Origin of the sequence: Microbacterium sp. PI-1 (assembly GCF_004337555.1) — a bacterium.
Taxonomy (GTDB): Bacteria; Actinomycetota; Actinomycetes; order Actinomycetales; family Microbacteriaceae; genus Microbacterium; species Microbacterium aurugineum.
Genome location: NZ_SJYZ01000012.1, coordinates 82885 through 100220, shown reverse-complemented (window position 1 = coordinate 100220; position 17336 = coordinate 82885). Strand labels below are relative to the sequence as shown.

At 69.9% G+C, this 17336-nt stretch carries 17 protein-coding genes; 4 read left to right on the top strand and 13 right to left on the bottom strand.

The genetic code is table 11. The features are described 5' to 3' along the window. Positions 1-24 precede the first annotated feature (24 nt). Genes E0W80_RS11815 through E0W80_RS11805 form a run of 3 tightly spaced genes read left to right on the top strand, consistent with a single transcriptional unit; the run spans position 25 to position 2882 of the window. On the top strand, positions 25-423 hold the full coding sequence (locus E0W80_RS11815; RefSeq protein WP_047523598.1) for a cytidine deaminase: 399 nt from the start codon (positions 25-27) through the stop codon (positions 421-423). Next, the gene (locus E0W80_RS11810) at positions 420-1715 is read left to right on the top strand and encodes a thymidine phosphorylase (protein ID WP_047523596.1); all 1296 of its coding nucleotides are present in this window, start codon (positions 420-422) and stop codon (positions 1713-1715) included. The genes E0W80_RS11815 and E0W80_RS11810 overlap by 4 nt, the downstream gene beginning before the upstream one ends. A 51-nt stretch (positions 1716-1766) precedes the next feature. Next, complete coding sequence (locus E0W80_RS11805; protein WP_131492691.1) at positions 1767-2882, top strand: adenosine deaminase; 1116 nt, start codon at positions 1767-1769, stop codon at positions 2880-2882. A 30-nt stretch (positions 2883-2912) separates the two neighbouring features. On the opposite strand, the gene E0W80_RS11800 is transcribed toward E0W80_RS11805, so the two are convergent. The 10 genes from E0W80_RS11800 to E0W80_RS11755 form a co-directional block, all read right to left on the bottom strand. Then, positions 2913-3659: an alpha/beta hydrolase gene (locus E0W80_RS11800; RefSeq protein WP_165875445.1), complete on the bottom strand. Its 747-nt coding sequence runs from the start codon at positions 3657-3659 to the stop codon at positions 2913-2915. 9 nt (positions 3660-3668) lie between these two features. After that, positions 3669-4634, bottom strand: coding sequence for an SDR family oxidoreductase (locus E0W80_RS11795; protein WP_131492689.1), 966 nt, complete (start codon positions 4632-4634; stop codon positions 3669-3671). After that, positions 4634-5584, bottom strand: coding sequence for a bile acid:sodium symporter family protein (locus tag E0W80_RS11790; protein ID WP_131492687.1), 951 nt, complete (start codon positions 5582-5584; stop codon positions 4634-4636). The genes E0W80_RS11795 and E0W80_RS11790 overlap by 1 nt, the downstream gene beginning before the upstream one ends. Continuing rightward, positions 5581-6873: an NAD(P)/FAD-dependent oxidoreductase gene (locus tag E0W80_RS11785; RefSeq protein ID WP_047523589.1), complete on the bottom strand. Its 1293-nt coding sequence runs from the start codon at positions 6871-6873 to the stop codon at positions 5581-5583. The genes E0W80_RS11790 and E0W80_RS11785 overlap by 4 nt, the downstream gene beginning before the upstream one ends. Before the next feature lie 85 nt (positions 6874-6958). After that, on the bottom strand, positions 6959-8116 hold the full coding sequence (locus tag E0W80_RS11780) for a mannitol-1-phosphate 5-dehydrogenase (protein ID WP_131492685.1): 1158 nt from the start codon (positions 8114-8116) through the stop codon (positions 6959-6961). Further along, entirely contained in the window at positions 8113-8547 is a 435-nt protein-coding gene (locus E0W80_RS11775) for a PTS sugar transporter subunit IIA (RefSeq protein WP_047523583.1), read from the bottom strand. The genes E0W80_RS11780 and E0W80_RS11775 overlap by 4 nt, the downstream gene beginning before the upstream one ends. Continuing rightward, positions 8544-10172, bottom strand: coding sequence for a PTS mannitol transporter subunit IICB (locus tag E0W80_RS11770; RefSeq protein WP_131492684.1), 1629 nt, complete (start codon positions 10170-10172; stop codon positions 8544-8546). The genes E0W80_RS11775 and E0W80_RS11770 overlap by 4 nt, the downstream gene beginning before the upstream one ends. Next, on the bottom strand, positions 10169-11854 hold the full coding sequence (gene ptsP / locus E0W80_RS11765) for a phosphoenolpyruvate--protein phosphotransferase (protein WP_131492682.1): 1686 nt from the start codon (positions 11852-11854) through the stop codon (positions 10169-10171). Before ptsP ends, E0W80_RS11770 begins: the two co-directional genes overlap by 4 nt. After that, positions 11851-12132 (bottom strand): HPr family phosphocarrier protein, encoded by a 282-nt coding sequence (locus E0W80_RS11760; protein ID WP_047523581.1) that lies wholly within the window; start codon positions 12130-12132, stop codon positions 11851-11853. The genes ptsP and E0W80_RS11760 overlap by 4 nt, the downstream gene beginning before the upstream one ends. Beyond that, on the bottom strand, positions 12129-12446 hold the full coding sequence (locus E0W80_RS11755; RefSeq protein ID WP_047523580.1) for a hypothetical protein: 318 nt from the start codon (positions 12444-12446) through the stop codon (positions 12129-12131). The genes E0W80_RS11760 and E0W80_RS11755 overlap by 4 nt, the downstream gene beginning before the upstream one ends. Positions 12447-12611: 165 nt before the next feature. Between E0W80_RS11755 and E0W80_RS11750 the strand changes: the two genes are divergently transcribed. After that, positions 12612-14534: a PRD domain-containing protein gene (locus tag E0W80_RS11750; protein ID WP_131492680.1), complete on the top strand. Its 1923-nt coding sequence runs from the start codon at positions 12612-12614 to the stop codon at positions 14532-14534. Between the two features lie 6 nt (positions 14535-14540). On the opposite strand, the gene E0W80_RS11745 is transcribed toward E0W80_RS11750, so the two are convergent. From E0W80_RS11745 to E0W80_RS11735, 3 genes are read right to left on the bottom strand one after another with little or no spacing between them, the layout of a single operon-like run. Next, positions 14541-14804, bottom strand: a complete 264-nt coding sequence (locus tag E0W80_RS11745) for an HPr family phosphocarrier protein (RefSeq protein WP_131492678.1) — start codon at positions 14802-14804, stop codon at positions 14541-14543. 1 nt (position 14805) lies between these two features. Continuing rightward, complete coding sequence (locus E0W80_RS11740) at positions 14806-16476, bottom strand: phospho-sugar mutase (RefSeq protein ID WP_131492676.1); 1671 nt, start codon at positions 16474-16476, stop codon at positions 14806-14808. Continuing rightward, positions 16473-17306 carry a purine-nucleoside phosphorylase gene (locus tag E0W80_RS11735; RefSeq protein ID WP_131492674.1) on the bottom strand — a complete coding sequence of 278 codons (834 nt, stop codon included), beginning with the start codon at positions 17304-17306 and terminating at the stop codon, positions 16473-16475. The genes E0W80_RS11740 and E0W80_RS11735 overlap by 4 nt, the downstream gene beginning before the upstream one ends. Positions 17307-17336 lie beyond the last annotated feature (30 nt).

Sequence of the window (17336 nt, the reverse complement as noted above, 5' to 3'; positions counted from 1 at the left end):
GCGGGGAAAGAGAGAAGTATCGCAATGACCGACATCGACTGGGATGAGTTGCGCCAGGTCGCCACGGAAGCCATGACGAAGGCGTACGCGCCGTACTCGCGCTATCGCGTGGGGGCGGCCGCTCTCGTCGGGGACGGGCGGATCGTGGCCGGGTGCAACGTCGAGAACGCCTCCTACGGGGTGACGCTGTGCGCGGAGTGCGCGCTCGTCGGAGACCTGCACATGTCGGGTGGCGGCCAGCTCGTCGCCTTCGTGTGCGTGAACAACGAAGGGCAGACGATCATGCCGTGCGGCCGCTGCCGTCAGCTGCTGTTCGAGCATGCGATGCCCGGGATGCTGCTCGAGACCGTCTCCGGCATCCGCACGATCGATGAGGTGCTGCCCGACGCGTTCGGGCCGCGCGACCTGGAGGACGCACGATGACGACGGTGGAGCCTTTCGACGCGGTGGATGTCATCCGCGCCAAGCGCGACGGGGGCGCGGTCCCCGAGGCCGCGCTGCGCTGGATGGTGGACGCGTACACGCGCGGCTACGTCTCGGACGCGCAGATGGCCTCGTTCGCGATGGCCGTCTTCCAGCGGGGGATGGAGCGTGACGAGATCCGCGTGCTCACCGACGCGATGATCGCCTCGGGGGAGCGGATGAGCTTCGCCTCCCTCGGCAAGAAGACCGTCGACAAGCACTCCACCGGCGGCGTCGGGGACAAGATCACGCTTCCGCTCGCGCCGCTCGTCGCGGCCTTCGGCGTCGCCGTCCCGCAGCTCAGCGGCCGCGGACTCGGTCACACGGGCGGCACGCTCGACAAGCTCGAGTCGATCCCGGGCTGGCGCGCGGCGCTCAGCAACGAGGAGATGTTCGCCCAGATGCAGGGCGACGTCGGCGCGGTCATCTGCGCCGCCGGTTCGGGGCTCGCCCCCGCCGACAAGAAGCTGTACGCGCTCCGCGATGTCACCGGAACCGTCGAAGCCATTCCGCTGATCGCCTCGAGCATCATGTCGAAGAAGATCGCGGAGGGAACGGACGCGCTGGTCCTGGACGTGAAGTTCGGCTCCGGCGCCTTCATGCAGGACATCGATCGTGCCCGCGAGCTCGCCCGCACGATGGTCGCGCTCGGCACCGATTCAGGCGTGGCGACCACCGCGCTCCTGACCGACATGAACGTCCCGCTCGGACTCGCGATCGGCAATGCCAACGAGGTCCGCGAGTCGGTGGAGATCCTCGCCGGCGGTGGTCCCGCCGACGTGCGGGAGCTGACGCTCGCCCTGGCGAGGGAGATGCTCGCACTTGCCGGACAGCCGGATGCCGACGTGGAAGCCGCCCTCGACGACGGGCGCGCGATGGACACCTGGAAGGCGATGATCCGCGCGCAGGATGGAGACCCCGACGCCCCGCTGCCCACGGCACGCGAGACGCACGTCGTCACCGCCCCGGAAGACGGTGTGCTCACGCGCCTGGACGCGCTCCCGTTCGGGGTCGCCGCCTGGCGACTGGGGGCGGGGCGTGCCAGGGCTGAGGACCCCGTGATCTTCGAGGCGGGAATCGACCTGCACGCGAAGCCGGGGGACCGCGTCACCGCCGGGCAGCCGCTCTTCACGCTGTCCGCGGCGGACGAGGCCCGCTTCCCCCGCGCGATCGAAGCGCTCGAGGGCGCCTGGGCGATCGGTGGCGAGGTGCCGGAGGCCGGTCCCATCGTGCGCGAGCGCATCACGGCGTGACCGCGGACCGCTAGCCTGAACTGAGCACATCCGCGACGGAGGAGGATCACCATGTCGATCGACGCGAACGGCGATGTCACGCTGCAGGGCGTCTCCCTGCGGAGCCTCCCCAAGGTGTCGCTGCACGATCATCTCGACGGTGCCCTGCGCCCCGCGACGATCATCGAGCTCGCGGACGCGATCGGCCTCGAGGTCCCGAAGTCCGACCCCGCGGCGCTCGGCGCCTGGTTCGCGAAGCAGAGCGACTCGGGTTCGCTGGTGGAGTACCTCAAGACCTTCGATCTGACGACCGCCGTCATGCAGACCCCGGAAGGGCTCACGCGCGTCGCGCGCGAGTTCGTCCAGGATCTCGCGGCCGATGGTGTGGTCTACGGCGAGGTGCGCTGGGCTCCGGAGCAGCACCAGGCCCGTGGACTCACGCTCGAACAGACCGTCGAAGCGGTGCAGCAGGGCATCGAAGAGGGCGAGGACGCCGCCGACCGCGATGGTCGGAGCATCCGCGTCGGCCAGTTGATCACGGCCATGCGCCACACCGATCGGGCGAGGGAGATCGCCGAGCTGGCGGTCGACTTCCGCGGTCGCGGCGCCGTCGGGTTCGACATCGCGGGGCCGGAGGACGGCTTCCCGCCGTCGAATCATCGCGCCGCGTTCGACTATCTCGCCGGCAAGTTCTTCCCGGTGACCGTACATGCGGGAGAGGCCGCGGGGCTCGCGTCGATCCGTTCGGCTCTGCTGGACGGGCGTGCGCTGCGACTGGGCCACGGCGTCCGCATCGCCGAGGACCTCCAGGTCGTGACGCAGGAAGGCGATGAGGTGCAGGTGCAGTTCGGCGACCTCGCCCGGTGGGTCCGCGACCGCGAGATCCCGCTCGAACTGTCGCCGTCCTCGAACCTGCAGACCGGGGCGATCGCGGCCTGGGGCAACACGCTGGCGGATCACCCGTTCGACCTGCTGTACCAGCTCGGGTTCTCCGTGACCGTGAACGTCGACAACCGCACCATGAGCGCCACGTCGCTCACGCGCGAGCTCGCGCTGCTCGTCGAGACTTTCGAGTACGACCTCGACGACCTCGAGACGTTCCAGTTCAACGCCGCCGCAGCCGCCTTCCTCCCGGTCGAGGAGCGGGAAGAGCTCGTCGAGTTGATCGCCGAGGGCTTCGACATCTGATCGGACGCGTCAGGCCTCGCGGGCTGAGGCTCAGGGGGCGAGCGGTGCGAGGAAGTCGTCGACCAGGCGCGTGACCTCCGCATGCATCTCCTCGGAGGAGATCGTCGGGATGCCGTCGCCGTCCTGCGGCCCGTAGTCGCCGAACGAGGCATGAGAGGCGCCGTCGATCTCGACCATCTCGGCATCCGCAGGGAGCTCATCGCGTGCATCGGCGATCTTGTCCGCCGTCGAGAGGCCGTCCTCACTGCCCGAGATGCTCAGGACCGGGAGCCCGCTCTGCGAGAGGTCGTTGGCGCAGTAGGAACCGAACAGCACCAGCGCATCGGCGTCCGGGGCGAGCTGGCAGGCGCGCACACCACCGAGCGAGTGTCCTCCGACGGCCCACACACCGACTTCCGGAGCGGCGGACGTGAAGGCATCGAGGCCCCGAGGGTCGAAGAAGGCCAGATTCAGCCAGGGGCGGGTGATCACGACCGTGACACCGTCTTCCGCGAGGCCCTGGAGGATGGCGGCATAGGCCCAGGGGTCGACCTTGGCCCCGGGGATGAAGACCAGCCCGACGTCGGACTCGCCGTCCACCGGCTCGAGCACGATGCCCTGATCGGCATCCGTCACCGTGATCTGCGGGTTCTCCTGCACCGCCGCGAGCGGCTCGGGCTCCGCGGCCATGACACCGATCTGGCTCCACGCGACGACGCCGCCGACGGCGAGCACCACCACGATCGCCAGGCTCCACAGAACGCGCTTCAGGATGCGACGGCCACGAGTCTTCTCCACGCGTCAACGTTACTCCGCGGCGTGGCCCTCGCCGGCGACGGCAGGGTGCGTGCGGAGGTACTCCTCGAAAGCCTGAGCGGTCGTGCGTCGCGGTGTGTATCCGAACTCGCGCTTCAGACGTCCGTTCGCCAGCACCGGCCGATAGCGGAGGAAAGGCACCTTCTCCGGTCCGTGCTCCGTGAGGCGGAGCGTCCGTCCGATCCGGAGACCTGCGGCCAGCACCCCCGCGGGGACCACGAGCTCGGGCTTGTGCAGCCGAGCCGCGATCTCCGGCACGGTCATGCGTCCGTCCCCGGCGACGTTGAAGATCCCGGGCGGGCCGTCCGTCGCCGCACGGACCATCGCTGCGGCGACGTCGTCCACCCAGACGAAGACGAACGGGGAATCCGAACCGGCGATGCGAAGGATCCGCCTTGCGTCCCAGAGCGCGGTGATCTGATTCCGCACGGACGGACCGAGGATCGTGCCGATGCGGAAGACCACCTGCTCGAGCTCCGGGTGGGCCGTACGATACTCGGCGAGCATCTCCTCCACCAGACGCTTGTGCCGTGCGTACGGGAAGGCGTCGTTGCCCCGCAGCGGTTGGTCCTCCTCGATCCAGTCCGGGTTGTCGGCGTGATAGCCGTAGGCGGCGCCGGAGCTGGAGACGACGATGCGGTGGACGTCGGCGTCCACGCACGCGGCGAGGACGTTGGCCGAGCCGGTCACGTCGACGCGGTACTCGAGGGCGACGTCGCGACCCGGATTGACGATCGCCGCCAGATGCACGACGGTGTCGATCCGGTGCTTCCGGAGCGTCGGAGCGATGGCGGCGGGATCGGTCACATCCAGTGTCTCGTCGATGATGCCGTCGCGCGGCGTGCCCGGGCGCAGGTCCGCGGCGACGACGAGTTCGACATCGTCGCGCGCGGCGAGGGCCTCGGCGACATGCGACCCGAGGAAGCCTCCGCCGCCGGTGATGAGCACCCGCGACATCAGGCGGCCTCGATGGGTGCGCGGCCGCTGCTGTCTCCGGTCGTCGTCCCGGTGCGGCGTCGCGTGTGGCGGGCCCAGAGCCCGGCGAGCACGAGACCCGCGATGATGTCCCAGATGCCCCACCAGCCCGCGACGACGGCCATGCCTCCGAGCCCGTCGAAGAACAGGAACACCAGGCCCAGACCGAGGCCGGCGTTGCGGATGCCGACCTCGAACGTCATCGCCTTGCGCTCACGGGTGCCGAGGCCGCCCACGACGGCGGTGCCGTAGCCGAGTGCGAGCGCGACGGCGTCGTGGACGGCGACGACCAGCAGGATGACACCCAGGACCTGCACGAAGACCGCCCAGTTGCCGATGAGCGCCGCCACGATGAACCCGAGCAGGGCGATCAGGCTGAACCACTTCACGAACGGCTGCACCCGCGCGCTCATCCCCGGCACTTTCGCGCGGAGGAGCAGTCCCACCGCGAAGGGGAGACCGATGATGAGGAAGATCTCCAGCAGCATCCGCCAGGGGTCGAGCGAGACATCGCGCAACAGGGCGCTGGCGGTGGGATGCAGGGAAGCCCAGAACGTGATGCTGAGGGGCATCGCGAAGATGTAGATGAGGTTCCCGACCGCGGTGAGTGAGACCGAGAGCGCGACGTTGCCGCCGGCACGATGTGTCAGCACCTGCGAGATGTTGCCGGGCGGGCAGCACGCGACCAGGATCATCCCCAACGCCATCGACGGGGGGATGGGCAGCACGAGGGTCAGCAGGAACGTCGCGACGGGCAGCAGGAGCAGCTGCGCGAGGATCGCGATCACGAACGGCTTCGGGTGCTTCGCCACCACACGGAAGTCGCGTGGCGAGGTGTCGAGGGCGATGCCGAACATGATCAGCCCCAACACCACGTTCAGGATCGTCAGCGTGCCGGGCGTGAACGACAGGACGACGTCGTCGATGTTCATGCCGAGGCCTCCAGTGCGCTCTTCTCGCGTCGCACCGCGCTGCGATAGGCGTCCTTGTTGACGTAGTACGCCATCCGGTCGAGGCCGAGGTAGTGATAGCCGCCGGAGGTGTCCGGCCACGCCGTGCCGGTCACGCGGTCGCGGAAGCGTGCGGCCCGCGCCGGGTCGTGCTCTGCGGCGTCGAGGTAGGTCGCGAGCAGATCGGCCTGTTCGTACCGGCCCTGCCAGCCGATCCCGGAGGCCTCGATCATGCCCATCACGTACAACCCGTTGAAGGAAGCGGGGAAGACGTTGAGGAACAACCGAGGCGAGGCGCCGCGCCAGTGGAGGTGTTCGCGATCCACGAACGGATAGTCCAGGGTGTAGCCGGTCGCCAGCAGCACGAGGTCGTACTCGTCCGAACCCCCGTCGCGGAAGTGCACGGTCTTCCCGTCGAACCGATCGATGTCCGCACGGATGCGCAGATCGCCCTGCCCGAGGTGGTTGAGGATGAGGGTGTTCACGATCGGGTGAGATTCGTAGATGCGGTAGTCGGGCCGGGGGAATCCGAACCGCACGGGGTCTCCCGTGAACGCACGCAGCACGCGGCTGTCGACAGCCTGCTTGATCCGCGCCGGCAGGGGGCGCCCCTGGTTGAGGGTGTCGCTCGGCTTGCCGAACAGGTAGCGCGGCACGAAGTAGTACCCGCGGCGGACACTCATATCGATCGAGTCGGCATGATGCACGGCGTCCACCGCGATGTCGCAGCCGGAGTTGCCCGCGCCGATGAGCAGCACCCGCTTGCCCCGGAGCATCTCCGGGGATTTGTAGGCGCTGGTGTGCAGCAGCTCGCCGGTGAACTCGCCGCGGAACGAGGGCACGTTCGGTTCCGCGAGGGTGCCGTTCGCCAGCACGACCCCGGCATACCAACGGGTCTCCTCGCCGTCGGGGCCGCTGCTCGTGAGGTCCCACCCGCCGTCGCGCGGTTCGAGACGCGTGACCGTGGTCTCGAACCGGAACAGGTCGGTCAGCCCGAAGCGGTCGGCGTACTCCTGGAAGTACTCCTTCAGCACGCGGTGGCCGGGGTAGTCGACCCGGGTGCGCATCGGGAACTCCGAGAACTCGGTCGTGGTGCGGGAGGAGATCAGGTGCGCCGATTCGTACATCGTGCTGCGCGGGTTCGTGATGTCCCACAGCCCGCCGACGCCGTGGGACGCCTCGTACCCGTCGACCCCGATACCGCGCCGGTGGAGCGCACGCGCTGCGGCCAACCCCGATGGTCCCGCCCCGATGACGGCATATCTGTTCATGATGCTCCCCGCACGTCGCTGTGCTCGAAAAAACGCCCCCGTCCACCGATCGTATCCGGTGGGCGGGGGCGTCGAGATCCGTGGATCAGTCGGGCCGGAGGTGCTGCTGCCGGTCCACCACGGCGTCGCGCACGCGAGGGAACAGCGGGTGCTCGGGATCGAGTCCCGTCGTGCGTGTCGTGAACGCCGTGGCGTCCTCGGTGCGCAGCAGCGCCTGCAGTTCGACCGACTGCTCATCGGCGGGGTCATCGAACTCGAGCGCGGCGGCGACGGCGGCGACGAGCGCATCCGCCGGCAGGTCGCGTTCCGCAGCCATCGCGGCGGGTCCGATGAAGCGCTCGTGTCGCGAGATCTTGCGCAACGGCTGACGGCCGACGCGCTGCACGGTGTCGACGAGCGCGGGATTGCGGAAGCGGTCCAGGATGGTGGCCCGATAGGCGGCCAGGTCAGCGGGGTCGAGCCCGTGTTCAGCCACCAGGACTGCCGAGGTCTCCTCCAGCGCGGCCGAGACGCTCGAGGCGATCGCCGGGTCGGCCAGGGCATCCGAGATGCGCTCGATACCCGTGCGTGCGCCGAAGTATGCGGTGGCGGCGTGCCCCGTGTTCACGGTGAAGAGCTTGCGCTCGATGTACGGCGCCAGGTCGTCGACGAAGTGGGCACCGGGGATGTTCGGCAGCGCGCCGCCGAACGGGCCGGCCTCGATGGCCCACTCGTAGTACGGCTCCACCGTGACGTCGACGCCGCCGTCCGCCGGCTGTGCCGGGACGATGCGGTCGACCGCTGTGTTCGCGAAGACGGCGCGCGCGAGCAGCAGGTCGGCATCAGCCCCGGCCGCGGCCACGACCTCGCGGCGCAGCAGGTCGGTGGCCCCGATGGCGTTCTCGCAGGCCATGACCTGCAGCGGCGCGGCATCGGGGGAGCGGAGAGCCAACCCCGCCACGATCGACGGTGCCACGAACCGCAGCACGGTCGGACCCACTGCGGTCGTGACGACATCGGCCGAGGCGACCTCTTCCGCCACGGCGGCCGGATCGGTGCGGCTGTTGACGGCGCGGAAGCCGGTGACGACGTGATCGGTCCCTCCGGGGCCGGCCTCGTGCACGGTGTACTCGGCGGTCGCATTGATCGCGTCGACCAGGGCATCGGCGACGTCGGAGAACACGACCTCGTAGCCTCCCTGGCGCAGCAGCAGACCGACGAAACCGCGACCGATGTTGCCGGCCCCGAAGTGGACCGCCTTCATCCCTCGTTCACCTCCGAGAGGAGGGCGTAGAGCGCCTCCGGTGTCTGAGCGGCGGAGAGCCGAGCCACGTCATCCTCCTCGGAGAACAGGATCGCGATGCGCGAGAGGATCTCCAGATGCTCGTCGCCGACGCCGGCGATGCCGATCACGAATGTCGTGGGATCGCCTGACCAGTCAACCCCGCCGTCGTAGCGGACGACCGACAGCGCGGAGGCGAGGATCGCGTCCTTCGCGTCGTTGGTGCCGTGCGGGATCGCCAGTCCGTTGCCCATGAAGGTCGAGACCGTCTCCTCGCGCTGTCGCATCGCGTCGACGTAGGCCGGGGTGACGGCTCCGGCGGCCACGAGGATGTCCGTCGCCTCCTGCAGGGCCTCGTCCCTGGTCGCGCTTCCGGGATGGATGCGCACCTGTTCGGGGGTGAGAACGCTCATTCTGCTTCCTTTCGCTGCTCGCGCACCATGTCCACGACCTCGTCGTACTTGGGCGAGTTCATGAAGTTGTCGACCGACACGTGGACCGAGTCCGGCGACTTGGCCGTGGCGCGCTCGGTGAGCTGCTGCTGGGTGATCACCACGTCGGCCGTGCCGTCGAGGTTGGCGATCGCCTGGTTGGTGACCGTGATGTCCTCGATGCCCGCCTTCTTGAGCTTGTTCCGCAAGACGCTCGCGCCCATGGCGGAGGAGCCCATACCGGCGTCGCAGGCGAAGACGATGCGCTCGATCGGAGTGGTCGCGACCGCGGTGGTGCTCGGGGCGGCTGCGGAGGCCGTCGTCGCCGTCGAGGTACGCAGTGCATCCATCGCGGCCGACGACTTGCCCTTGTTCGCCTCGGTCTGTGCGATCGCGGCACCGAAGGAATCGCCCTCGGCTTCGAGGTCGCGCTTGCGCGAGGCCCGCAGGATGACGCCGGTGATGAGGAACGTCACCGTCGCGGCGACGATGACCGACAGATACACGACGAGGAGGTTGCCGACACCGGGTCCGATGGCCGCGGCGGTCACCGCGATGATGCTGCCGGGGGCCGCGGGGAAGGCCAGGCCGCCGCCGAGGACCATGTTCGTGGTGACACCGGCTGCGCCACCCGCGATGAGTGCGAGGATCGTGGTCGGCTTGCTCAGCGCGTACGGGAAGTAGATCTCGTGGATACCGCCGAAGAACTGGATGATCGCCGCTCCGGGGGCCGAGGCCTTCGCAGCGCCCACGCCGAAGAAGGTGAATGCCAGCAGCAGGCCGAGCCCGGGCCCGGGGTTCGCCTCGATGAGGAAGAGGATCGACTTGCCGGTCTCCGCGGCCTGCTCGATGCCCAGCGGGGTGAACACACCGTGGTTGATGGCGTTGTTCAGGAACAGGACCTTCGCCGGCTCGACGATGATCGACACCAGCGGCAGCAGGTTGAGCGTGACGAGCCAGTCGACGGCTGTCCCCAGCACGGCACTGATGCCGAGCATGACGGGCCCGAAGGCGAAGAACCCGACGATCGCGAGGATCATGCCCAGGATGCCCGCCGAGAAGTTGTTGACCAGCATCTCGAAGCCCGGGCGGATCTTGCCGTCCCACAGGCGGTCCACCTGCTTCATGATCCAGGCGGCGATCGGCCCCATGATCATGGCGCCGAGGAACATCGGGATGTTCGTGCCGACGATCACGCCGACGGTCGCGATCGTGGCGACCACTCCGCCGCGCTCGCCGTAGACCATGCGGCCGGCGGTGTTCGCGATCAGCAGCGGGAGCAGGTAGGTGACCATCGGGCCGACGAGGCCGACGTAGGCCAGGACGTTTCCGTCGGCACTCTCGGTGACGGCCGTCATCGCGCCCTGCCAGCCGAGGACGGCGGAGTCGCCGCCACCGCCGATGATCTCGGCGACGCCGGCCCAGTGCCAGCCGAAGGGACTCTCGGCCCCGAAGAAGCCCTTCGGGATGAAGAGCATCGTGATGAAGCCCCAGGCGATGAAGGCCGCGATGTTGGGCATGATCATGCCCGAGAGGAACGTGCCGAAGCGTTGCACTCCTACGCGGACGCCGCCGGTTCTCGTGGCGGCAGGTGACGTCGTCGTCATGATGTCGTCTCTTTCTTGTGGAGGGTGATTTCCGCGGCGAGCGTCGCCACGGCGGTTCGGGCGGAGGAGGCATCGTCAGCGGCCAGGGCGGCTTCGGCGAGGCTCCGCGCCTCGGACGGGGTGTGTTCGGAGAGTGCGTGTCGCACGTCGGCCAGCGCGGACGGGGCCATCGAGAGGCTCGTGGCGCCGAGCCCGACGAGCACGACCGCCAGCAGAGGGTCCGCCGCCGCTTCGCCGCAGATGCCGACGGGCTTCCCGAGACGCGCTCCCGCATCACCGACCTCGCGCACGAGGCGCAGGACGGCAGGATGCCAGGGGTCTTGGAAGCCGGCGACGGAGCCGAGCATGCGGTCCGCCGCCATCGTGTACTGGGTCAGATCGTTGGTGCCGATCGAGGCGAAATCGGCGTGCGCCAGCACGCGGTCGGCGAGCAGAGCACTCGCCGGGATCTCGACCATGACGCCGGCCGTCGTGAGCCCGTACTCGCGGGCGAGATCCGTGAAGTACCTGGTCTCCTCGACGGTGGCGACCATGGGGGCCATCACCCAGAGGTCGGCCTCGGTCTCGGCGTCCGCCTCGGCGAGGGCCGTCAGCTGCTCGCGGAGGATGTCCTCGCTCGCTCGCAGGGCGCGAAGGCCCCGGAGCCCCAGCGCAGGATTCTCCTCGTGGGCGTCGTTGAGGAAGGCGAGGGGCTTGTCCGCACCGGCGTCCAGCATCCGCACCACGACCTTCTTGCCGGGGAACGCGGCCAGCAGCTCGCGGTAGGACTCGCGCTGCTGGGCGACCGTCGGCGCCTGAGCCGAGGAGAGGAACAGGAACTCGGTGCGGAAGAGCCCGACGCCCTCGGCCCCCCGAGCGACCGCATCCGCGGCGTCTGCGGGCTTCCCCAGATTCGCGAGCAGCGCGACAGGCGTGCCGTCGGCGAGGGCGCCGGGAGTCAGCGGAGCGGCGTCGGCTGCACGACGGGCGGCCGCGCGCTCCGTGGCGCGGCTCTTCTGCTCGTCGGTGGGCTCGCGGGTCACGACGCCCGCGGCCGCATCCACGATCACCGTCTCACCCGTCACCAGCTGCGCACCGTCCGCGACGCCCACGATTGCGACGATGCCCTTCTCCCGGGCGAGGATCGCGGTGTGCGAGGTGGGCCCGCCGTCGGTCGTGATCAGTGCGAGCACCTGATCCAGGTCGAGCAGGGCGGTGTCGGCCGGGGCGAGATCGCGTGCGACCAGGACGAACGGGTGCCCGGGGTTCGGGACACCGGGCGCCTCGACGCCGCGGAGGTGCGCGAGCACACGCTGAGCGATGTCATCGAGATCGGCGGCGCGCTCGCCGAGGTAGCCGCCGACGGCCTCGAGCGTCGCGCGGAAGCCGGCGAAGGCGTCGTGCACGGCCCACTCGGCGGTCGCGCCGGCATCGATGCGGGTGTCGACCTCGTCCTGGAGTGTCGGATCTTCGGCGATCATCGCCTGGGCCTCGAGCACCTCCTGAGCGGAGCCTCCTGCGGTCCGGCCGCGCTCGTTCAACTCCCGGGCGACGGTCGCGACGGCCTCGTGCACACGGGTGCGCTCGGCGTCTGCTCCGGCGGTGCTCGGCGTGTTCTCCGGAGCGGGCATCGCTTCGGACATGCGGATGACCGGTCCCTGTGCCACCCCGAGACCGATCCCCACACCCCGCAGCTCGCTCATCCGGCGGCCTCCTGATCATGGTCTGTGGTGAGGAGCTCGGTGAGGGTGTCGAGCACGCCCTCGGCACCGTCGCCCTCGGCGGTGAGCGTCACGTAGTCGCCGTACTCGACCGCCAGGGCGATGACACCGAGGATGCTCGCCGCGTTGACCGGCTTGCCCGAATCCTTGGCGATCGTGACGGCGACGCCGGAGTCCTTCGCCGCCTGCGCGAAGAGTTTCGCCGGGCGGGCGTGCAATCCGTGGGAGGAGCCGATCCGGACGGTGCGGGTGGCGGTCATGATGTTCCTTTCGGGGTGTCGCCGGCGGCGGCGAGGATCGATCGGGCGTAGACGAGGGTGCGGGAGCCGTCCCGGTCCGTGAAGACGTCCCCGGGGAGCACCGCGACGGGTGCGTGCGCACGGGCGCGGATGGCTTCCAGCCGGTCGCCCAGGTGAGGGCCGACGAGGACGAGGTCGACATCGGAGTCCGACACGGAGCTCTCCATCCCCGCCGTCGCCTCCCAGCCGAGGCCGGCCGTCGCCGCCGCACTCCGGAGCCGCTGTGCGACGAACGTGCTCGACGCGCCGGCGCCGCACACCACGAGGATCCTCATCGATTCCCACCTTCCTGAGAACAGTCTGTGAACCGGAAGGATCCTGCGCCAACACGTTCCTTTCCGCCCCCGCGGAACAGCGCCTTCCGCCCGAGCGCGTCGGCAAGCTGACATCATGGAGACCACGTCGAGACAGTGCGGTCAGCACGCGGGAAGGGAAGGCTCATGTCGCGCCAGCGTCAGGACCAGCTCCTCGCCGTGCTGCTGCGACAAGAAGGCTGGGCGACGGCGGGCAGCCTCGCCGATCTGCTCGGAGTCACCCCGCGCAGCATCCGCTCCTACGTCGCCGCTCTGAACGCGCGGTCGCCCGGTGCCGACGTGATCGAGTCCTCTCCGGCGGGCTACCGCGCGGGACCCGGGGCTCGTGGAGCGCTCCGGAGGCGACAGGCCGGGGAATCCGCACCCCGTGACCGTCTGCACACGCTCGTGCGGCGGCTTCTGGATGTGCCGGCGGGGATCGACGTGTTCGACACCGCAGACGAACTCCACGTCAGCGAGGCCACCCTCGAAGCGGACCTGGTCCGCGTGCGGGGTCTGCTCGACGGCACCGAGCTCGTGCTCGAGCGCGACCGGGAGAACGTGCGACTCCGCGGCGACGAGGCCGCGCAACGACGTCTTCTCAGCCGACTCGCCCACGACGAGATGGACGACGCCTCCTTCCACCCCGAGACCTTCCGTCGTGCCCTCTCCGGGTCCGCGGTCGCCGCCAGCGCGGTGGGTCCCTTCAAGTCCGCGCTGGTCCGGGAGCTGGGCGAGCTCGGCTACTACGTGAACGAGCTCGCGATCGCCGACGTCCTCCTCCACATCGCCATCGCGGCGGAGCGTGTCGCCGCCGGACACGCGCTCGACTCCTCACCGGCCGGTGCGCGGGAGGAGATCCCCCGGGTGGGTGCGGTCATCGCCCGGCTGGCGTCCGAGCACTTCGCAGTCGTGCTCGGTGAGGGCGACAGCGGTCACCTCGCCTCCCTCGTCCTGACCCGCATCGTCGCGCCGGGGGAGGCCGCGACCCGCGAGGTGGCACGCAGCGGGGTGGACCCCGCGGTCGAGGCCGCCGTCCGTGCGGAGATCAGCAGAGCCGCCGAGGACTTCCAGGTGGACCTCGTCGACGAGACGTTCGTGCTCCGGCTCGCGCTGCACGTGCAGAACCTGTTGCGACGAGCGGAGGAGAGCGCGTTGACGCGCAACCCGCTCACCCGCTCGCTCAAGACCACCTATCCGATGATCTTCGAAGTGGCGGTGTCGATCGCGAGCGGCCTTCACGACCGCGTCGGGACGCCCATCCACGACGACGAGATCGCGTACATCGCGATGCACGTGGGCGGGAGGCTGGAGCGCAGCCGCAAGGCCGAGTCGATCCTCACGGCCACGATCGTCTGCCCCGGATATCACGAGCTGCACGAGCTGCTCCGCTCGAGTGTCGACCGCTCGCTGGGGTCGGCGATCGAGGTCACCACCGTCGTGACCAACGTCGACCCCGATTGGGCGTCCTTCGACACCGACCTCGTGCTCAGCACGATCGAGCCGGGTCAGGCGGGCGACCGTTTCGTCCGGATCCAGCCGTTCCTGACCGATGCCGACGTCGACCGGATCCAACAGGCCGCCGCCCGGGTGCGCCGCGGACGACGGCTCACCCGCCTCCGCGGCGAGCTCGCCCGCTACTTCCTGGCGGACGCCTACGTGTTCCCGCTGCCGGACGAGGGGGAAGAGGCGATCATCCGCCGCCTCGGGGGGTTGCTGGTGCAGGCCGGGCTCATCGGTGAGGACTACATCGAGAACACGATCGTGCGCGAGCGGATGTCATCGACCGCGTTCACCGATGCGCTCGCCGTCCCGCATGCGCTGCAGATGACCGCGACCCGCACGGCCATCGCGATCGGGGTGGCGGACGGCTCGGCCGCCTGGGGGGACGGCCGGGTGCAGGTCGTCGCGCTCGCCGCGTTCAGCGAGAGCGACCGTGCGGCGTTCCAGACGGTGTTCGAGCAGCTGGTCGAGGTGTTCAGCGAACGCGAGAGCGTGCAGCGGATCGTCCGTCGGGGGTCGACGTTCGAGGCGTTCCTCGATGAGCTCGTCGCCGTGATCGACGGCTGACCGCCGTCACCCCCGCGGGGCGAGCACCTCGGCGAGCTGATCGAGGACGGCCTCCGCGGTGTCGGAGGCCGTCGTCTCGAGCACCACGGCATCCCCGGACGAGATGCCGAGGTCCATCACGGCCAGCACGCTGCTCAGGTCGACGGTGGTGCCGTCCTCCGTCCGCAGGGTCACGGGGGCGCCGTGCGACTGCGCGAGGCGCACCAGCTCCGCCACCGGACGGGCGTGCACGCCGTTGTGGGCGCTGACGATGAGGCGTCGGACCGGCATGTCAGGTGCGCTCGTCGAGCAGGTTCCGCACTCCGGCCTCGAGCTCCACGACGGCCGCGGCAGCGGCTTCGGGGGAGTCGGCCCGGGCGTCGATGTAGACCTTGAGCTTGGGTTCGGTTCCGCTCGGGCGCACGATCACGCGCGAGCCGTCGCCGAGGCGGTACCGCAGCACATCCCCGGAGGGTGCGCCCGGCGCGGCGTGCATCAGGTCCTCGGCCGAGGTGATCGAACGTCCGGCGATCTGCGTCGGCGGCAGCGTGCGCAGGGCGAGCATGACGTTGCCGATGACCGCGAGGTCCTCGACGCGCACCGACACCTGTCCGCTGGCGAAGTGCCCGTAGGTCTCGCCCAACTCGGCGAGCAGGTCGACGAGCGTCGCTCCGCGGTCACGGGCCTCGGCGGCGAGCCCGAGGATCGCGACGGCCGCCGACACTCCGTCCTTGTCGCGAACCGTCTCCGGGTTCACGAGGTAGCCCAGGGCCTCCTCGAAACCGAAGACGATCCCCGGGGCGCGCGAGATCCACTTGAAACCGGTGAGCGTCTCGTGGAAGTCGAGTCCGTGGTGGGCGGCGACGGCGCCGAGACCGGGGGAGGAGACGAGGGAGCATGCGAGGGAGGCGCCCGGTGTGCCGGCGGCCGCGCGGGCGGCACGTGCCCCGAGCAGCAGCCCGACCTCGTTGCCGGTGAGTCGACGCCACCCGTCCGCGGCCGTCTCGTCCGGAACCGCGACGGCCAGGCGATCGGCGTCGGGGTCGTTGGCCAGGATGAAGTCCGCCTTCACCCGCCGAGCCCGCGCGAAGGCGAGATCCATCGCTCCCGGCTCCTCCGGGTTCGGGAAGGAGACCGTGCGGAAGGTGGCGTCGGGCGTGAGCTGCTCATCCACGACGAAAGGCTGCGGGTAGCCCGCTTCGCGCACGATGCGCGACACCGTCTCCCACCCCACTCCGTGCATCGCGGTGTAGACCCATCGCATCCCGGTGGCACCGGCGGGTGCGGGGGCCACGGCGGCGGTGGCCGCGACATACGCGTCGACGACGTCCTCGCCGGCGGTCTCGTAGTCCGTCGAGCGCGGCAGCGCGGCGATCGAGCCGGCATCGGCCGTGCGCTGGATGTGCGCGGCGATCTCGGCATCCGCCGGGGCGACGATCTGCGAACCCTGGTCGGCGCCGCCGAGATAGACCTTGTAGCCGTTGTCGTTCGGCGGGTTGTGGCTCGCGGTCACCATCACACCGGCGTCGGCGCCGAAGTGCCGCACGGCGAAGGCGAGCACGGGCGTCGGCAGCAGGCGCGGCAGGAGGATCGCTCGCAGACCCGCGCCGGCGAACAGCTCCGCCGAGTCGGTCGCGAACACGCGCGAGTTGCGTCGCCCGTCGTAGCCGATCACGACGGTCGGGGTGGTTCCGTGCGTCTTCTCCCGCAGATACGCGGCGAAGCCCGCCGCGGCCTGGGCGACGAGCACCCGGTTCATCCGGTTGCTTCCGGCGCCGAGCTCGCCGCGGAGCCCCGCGGTGCCGAACTCCAGGCGTCCGCGGAACCGGTCGTCGAGTTCTGCGGCCGCTGCCGCCTCACCGGCGGACGCCCGCGTGATCAGGCCCGCGAGCTCGTCGCGTGTCTGGTGATCCGGGTCCTGACGCAGCCAGGCGCGCGCCTGCGCGAGTCTCTCCTCGTTCACAGGGCCTCGACCACCCTCGCCAGGAGAGCGGAGATCACCGGCTCCGCCTCACGACCGGCTTCGATCACCTCGGCGTGGCTCAGCGGGGTCTGCTGGATGCCCGCGGCCAGATTCGTGATGAGCGAGAACCCGAGGATCTCCATGCCGGCCTCGCGGGCGGCGATCGCTTCGAGCGCGGTCGACATGCCGACGATGTGTCCGCCGATGTGCTTCGCCATCTGCACCTCCGCCGGGGTCTCGTAGTGCGGACCGCGGAACTGCGTGTACACGCCCTCATCGAGCATCGGATCGATCGTGCGCGCGAGGTCGCGCAGTCGCTTCGAATACAGATCGGTGAGGTCGATGAACGTGGCGCCCTCGAGCGGCGAATCGGCGGTGAGGTTGATGTGATCGCTGATGAGCACCGGCTGACCGGGTCGCCAGGTCTCACGGATGCCACCGGCGCCGTTGGTGAGCACCATGATCTTGGCGCCCGTGGCCGCGGCGGTGCGGACGCTGTGCACGACGCGCCGGACGCCGTGGTCTTCGTAGTAGTGCGTGCGTGCGCCGATCACCAGGACGTTCTTGCCGCCGGGCGTGCGGATGCTGCGCAGCGTGCCGACGTGGCCCTCCAGTGCGGGCTTCGAGAAGCCGGTGACCTCGGTGGCGGGGATCGTGGCGACCGTCTCGCCGATGATGTCGGCGGCCTTGCCCCAGCCGCTGCCGAGGGTGAGGGCGATGTCATGGTTCTCGACACCGGACAGTCGCGCGATGTCGGCGGCGGCCTGCGCGGCGACCTCGAAGGGGTTCGCGGTCGGGTCGTCGAGGGGGTTGCTGTGCGTTTCGGGCATGGATCCACTCTAGGAAGGTGCAGGCTCGGG

What these genes read in the sequence shown, in the direction of transcription:
- E0W80_RS11815 (WP_047523598.1), top strand. Translation starts at nt 25, where the DNA reads ATGACCGACATCGACTGGGATGAGTTGCGCCAGGTCGCCACGGAAGCC.
- E0W80_RS11810 (WP_047523596.1), top strand. Translation starts at nt 420, where the DNA reads ATGACGACGGTGGAGCCTTTCGACGCGGTGGATGTCATCCGCGCCAAG.
- E0W80_RS11805 (WP_131492691.1), top strand. Translation starts at nt 1,767, where the DNA reads ATGTCGATCGACGCGAACGGCGATGTCACGCTGCAGGGCGTCTCCCTG.
- E0W80_RS11795 (WP_131492689.1), bottom strand. Translation starts at nt 4,634, where the DNA reads ATGTCGCGGGTGCTCATCACCGGCGGCGGAGGCTTCCTCGGGTCGCAT.
- E0W80_RS11790 (WP_131492687.1), bottom strand. Translation starts at nt 5,584, where the DNA reads ATGAACATCGACGACGTCGTCCTGTCGTTCACGCCCGGCACGCTGACG.
- E0W80_RS11785 (WP_047523589.1), bottom strand. Translation starts at nt 6,873, where the DNA reads ATGAACAGATATGCCGTCATCGGGGCGGGACCATCGGGGTTGGCCGCA.
- E0W80_RS11780 (WP_131492685.1), bottom strand. Translation starts at nt 8,116, where the DNA reads ATGAAGGCGGTCCACTTCGGGGCCGGCAACATCGGTCGCGGTTTCGTC.
- E0W80_RS11775 (WP_047523583.1), bottom strand. Translation starts at nt 8,547, where the DNA reads ATGAGCGTTCTCACCCCCGAACAGGTGCGCATCCATCCCGGAAGCGCG.
- E0W80_RS11770 (WP_131492684.1), bottom strand. Translation starts at nt 10,172, where the DNA reads ATGACGACGACGTCACCTGCCGCCACGAGAACCGGCGGCGTCCGCGTA.
- ptsP (WP_131492682.1), bottom strand. Translation starts at nt 11,854, where the DNA reads ATGAGCGAGCTGCGGGGTGTGGGGATCGGTCTCGGGGTGGCACAGGGA.
- E0W80_RS11760 (WP_047523581.1), bottom strand. Translation starts at nt 12,132, where the DNA reads ATGACCGCCACCCGCACCGTCCGGATCGGCTCCTCCCACGGATTGCAC.
- E0W80_RS11755 (WP_047523580.1), bottom strand. Translation starts at nt 12,446, where the DNA reads ATGAGGATCCTCGTGGTGTGCGGCGCCGGCGCGTCGAGCACGTTCGTC.
- E0W80_RS11750 (WP_131492680.1), top strand. Translation starts at nt 12,612, where the DNA reads ATGTCGCGCCAGCGTCAGGACCAGCTCCTCGCCGTGCTGCTGCGACAA.
- E0W80_RS11745 (WP_131492678.1), bottom strand. Translation starts at nt 14,804, where the DNA reads ATGCCGGTCCGACGCCTCATCGTCAGCGCCCACAACGGCGTGCACGCC.
- E0W80_RS11735 (WP_131492674.1), bottom strand. Translation starts at nt 17,306, where the DNA reads ATGCCCGAAACGCACAGCAACCCCCTCGACGACCCGACCGCGAACCCC.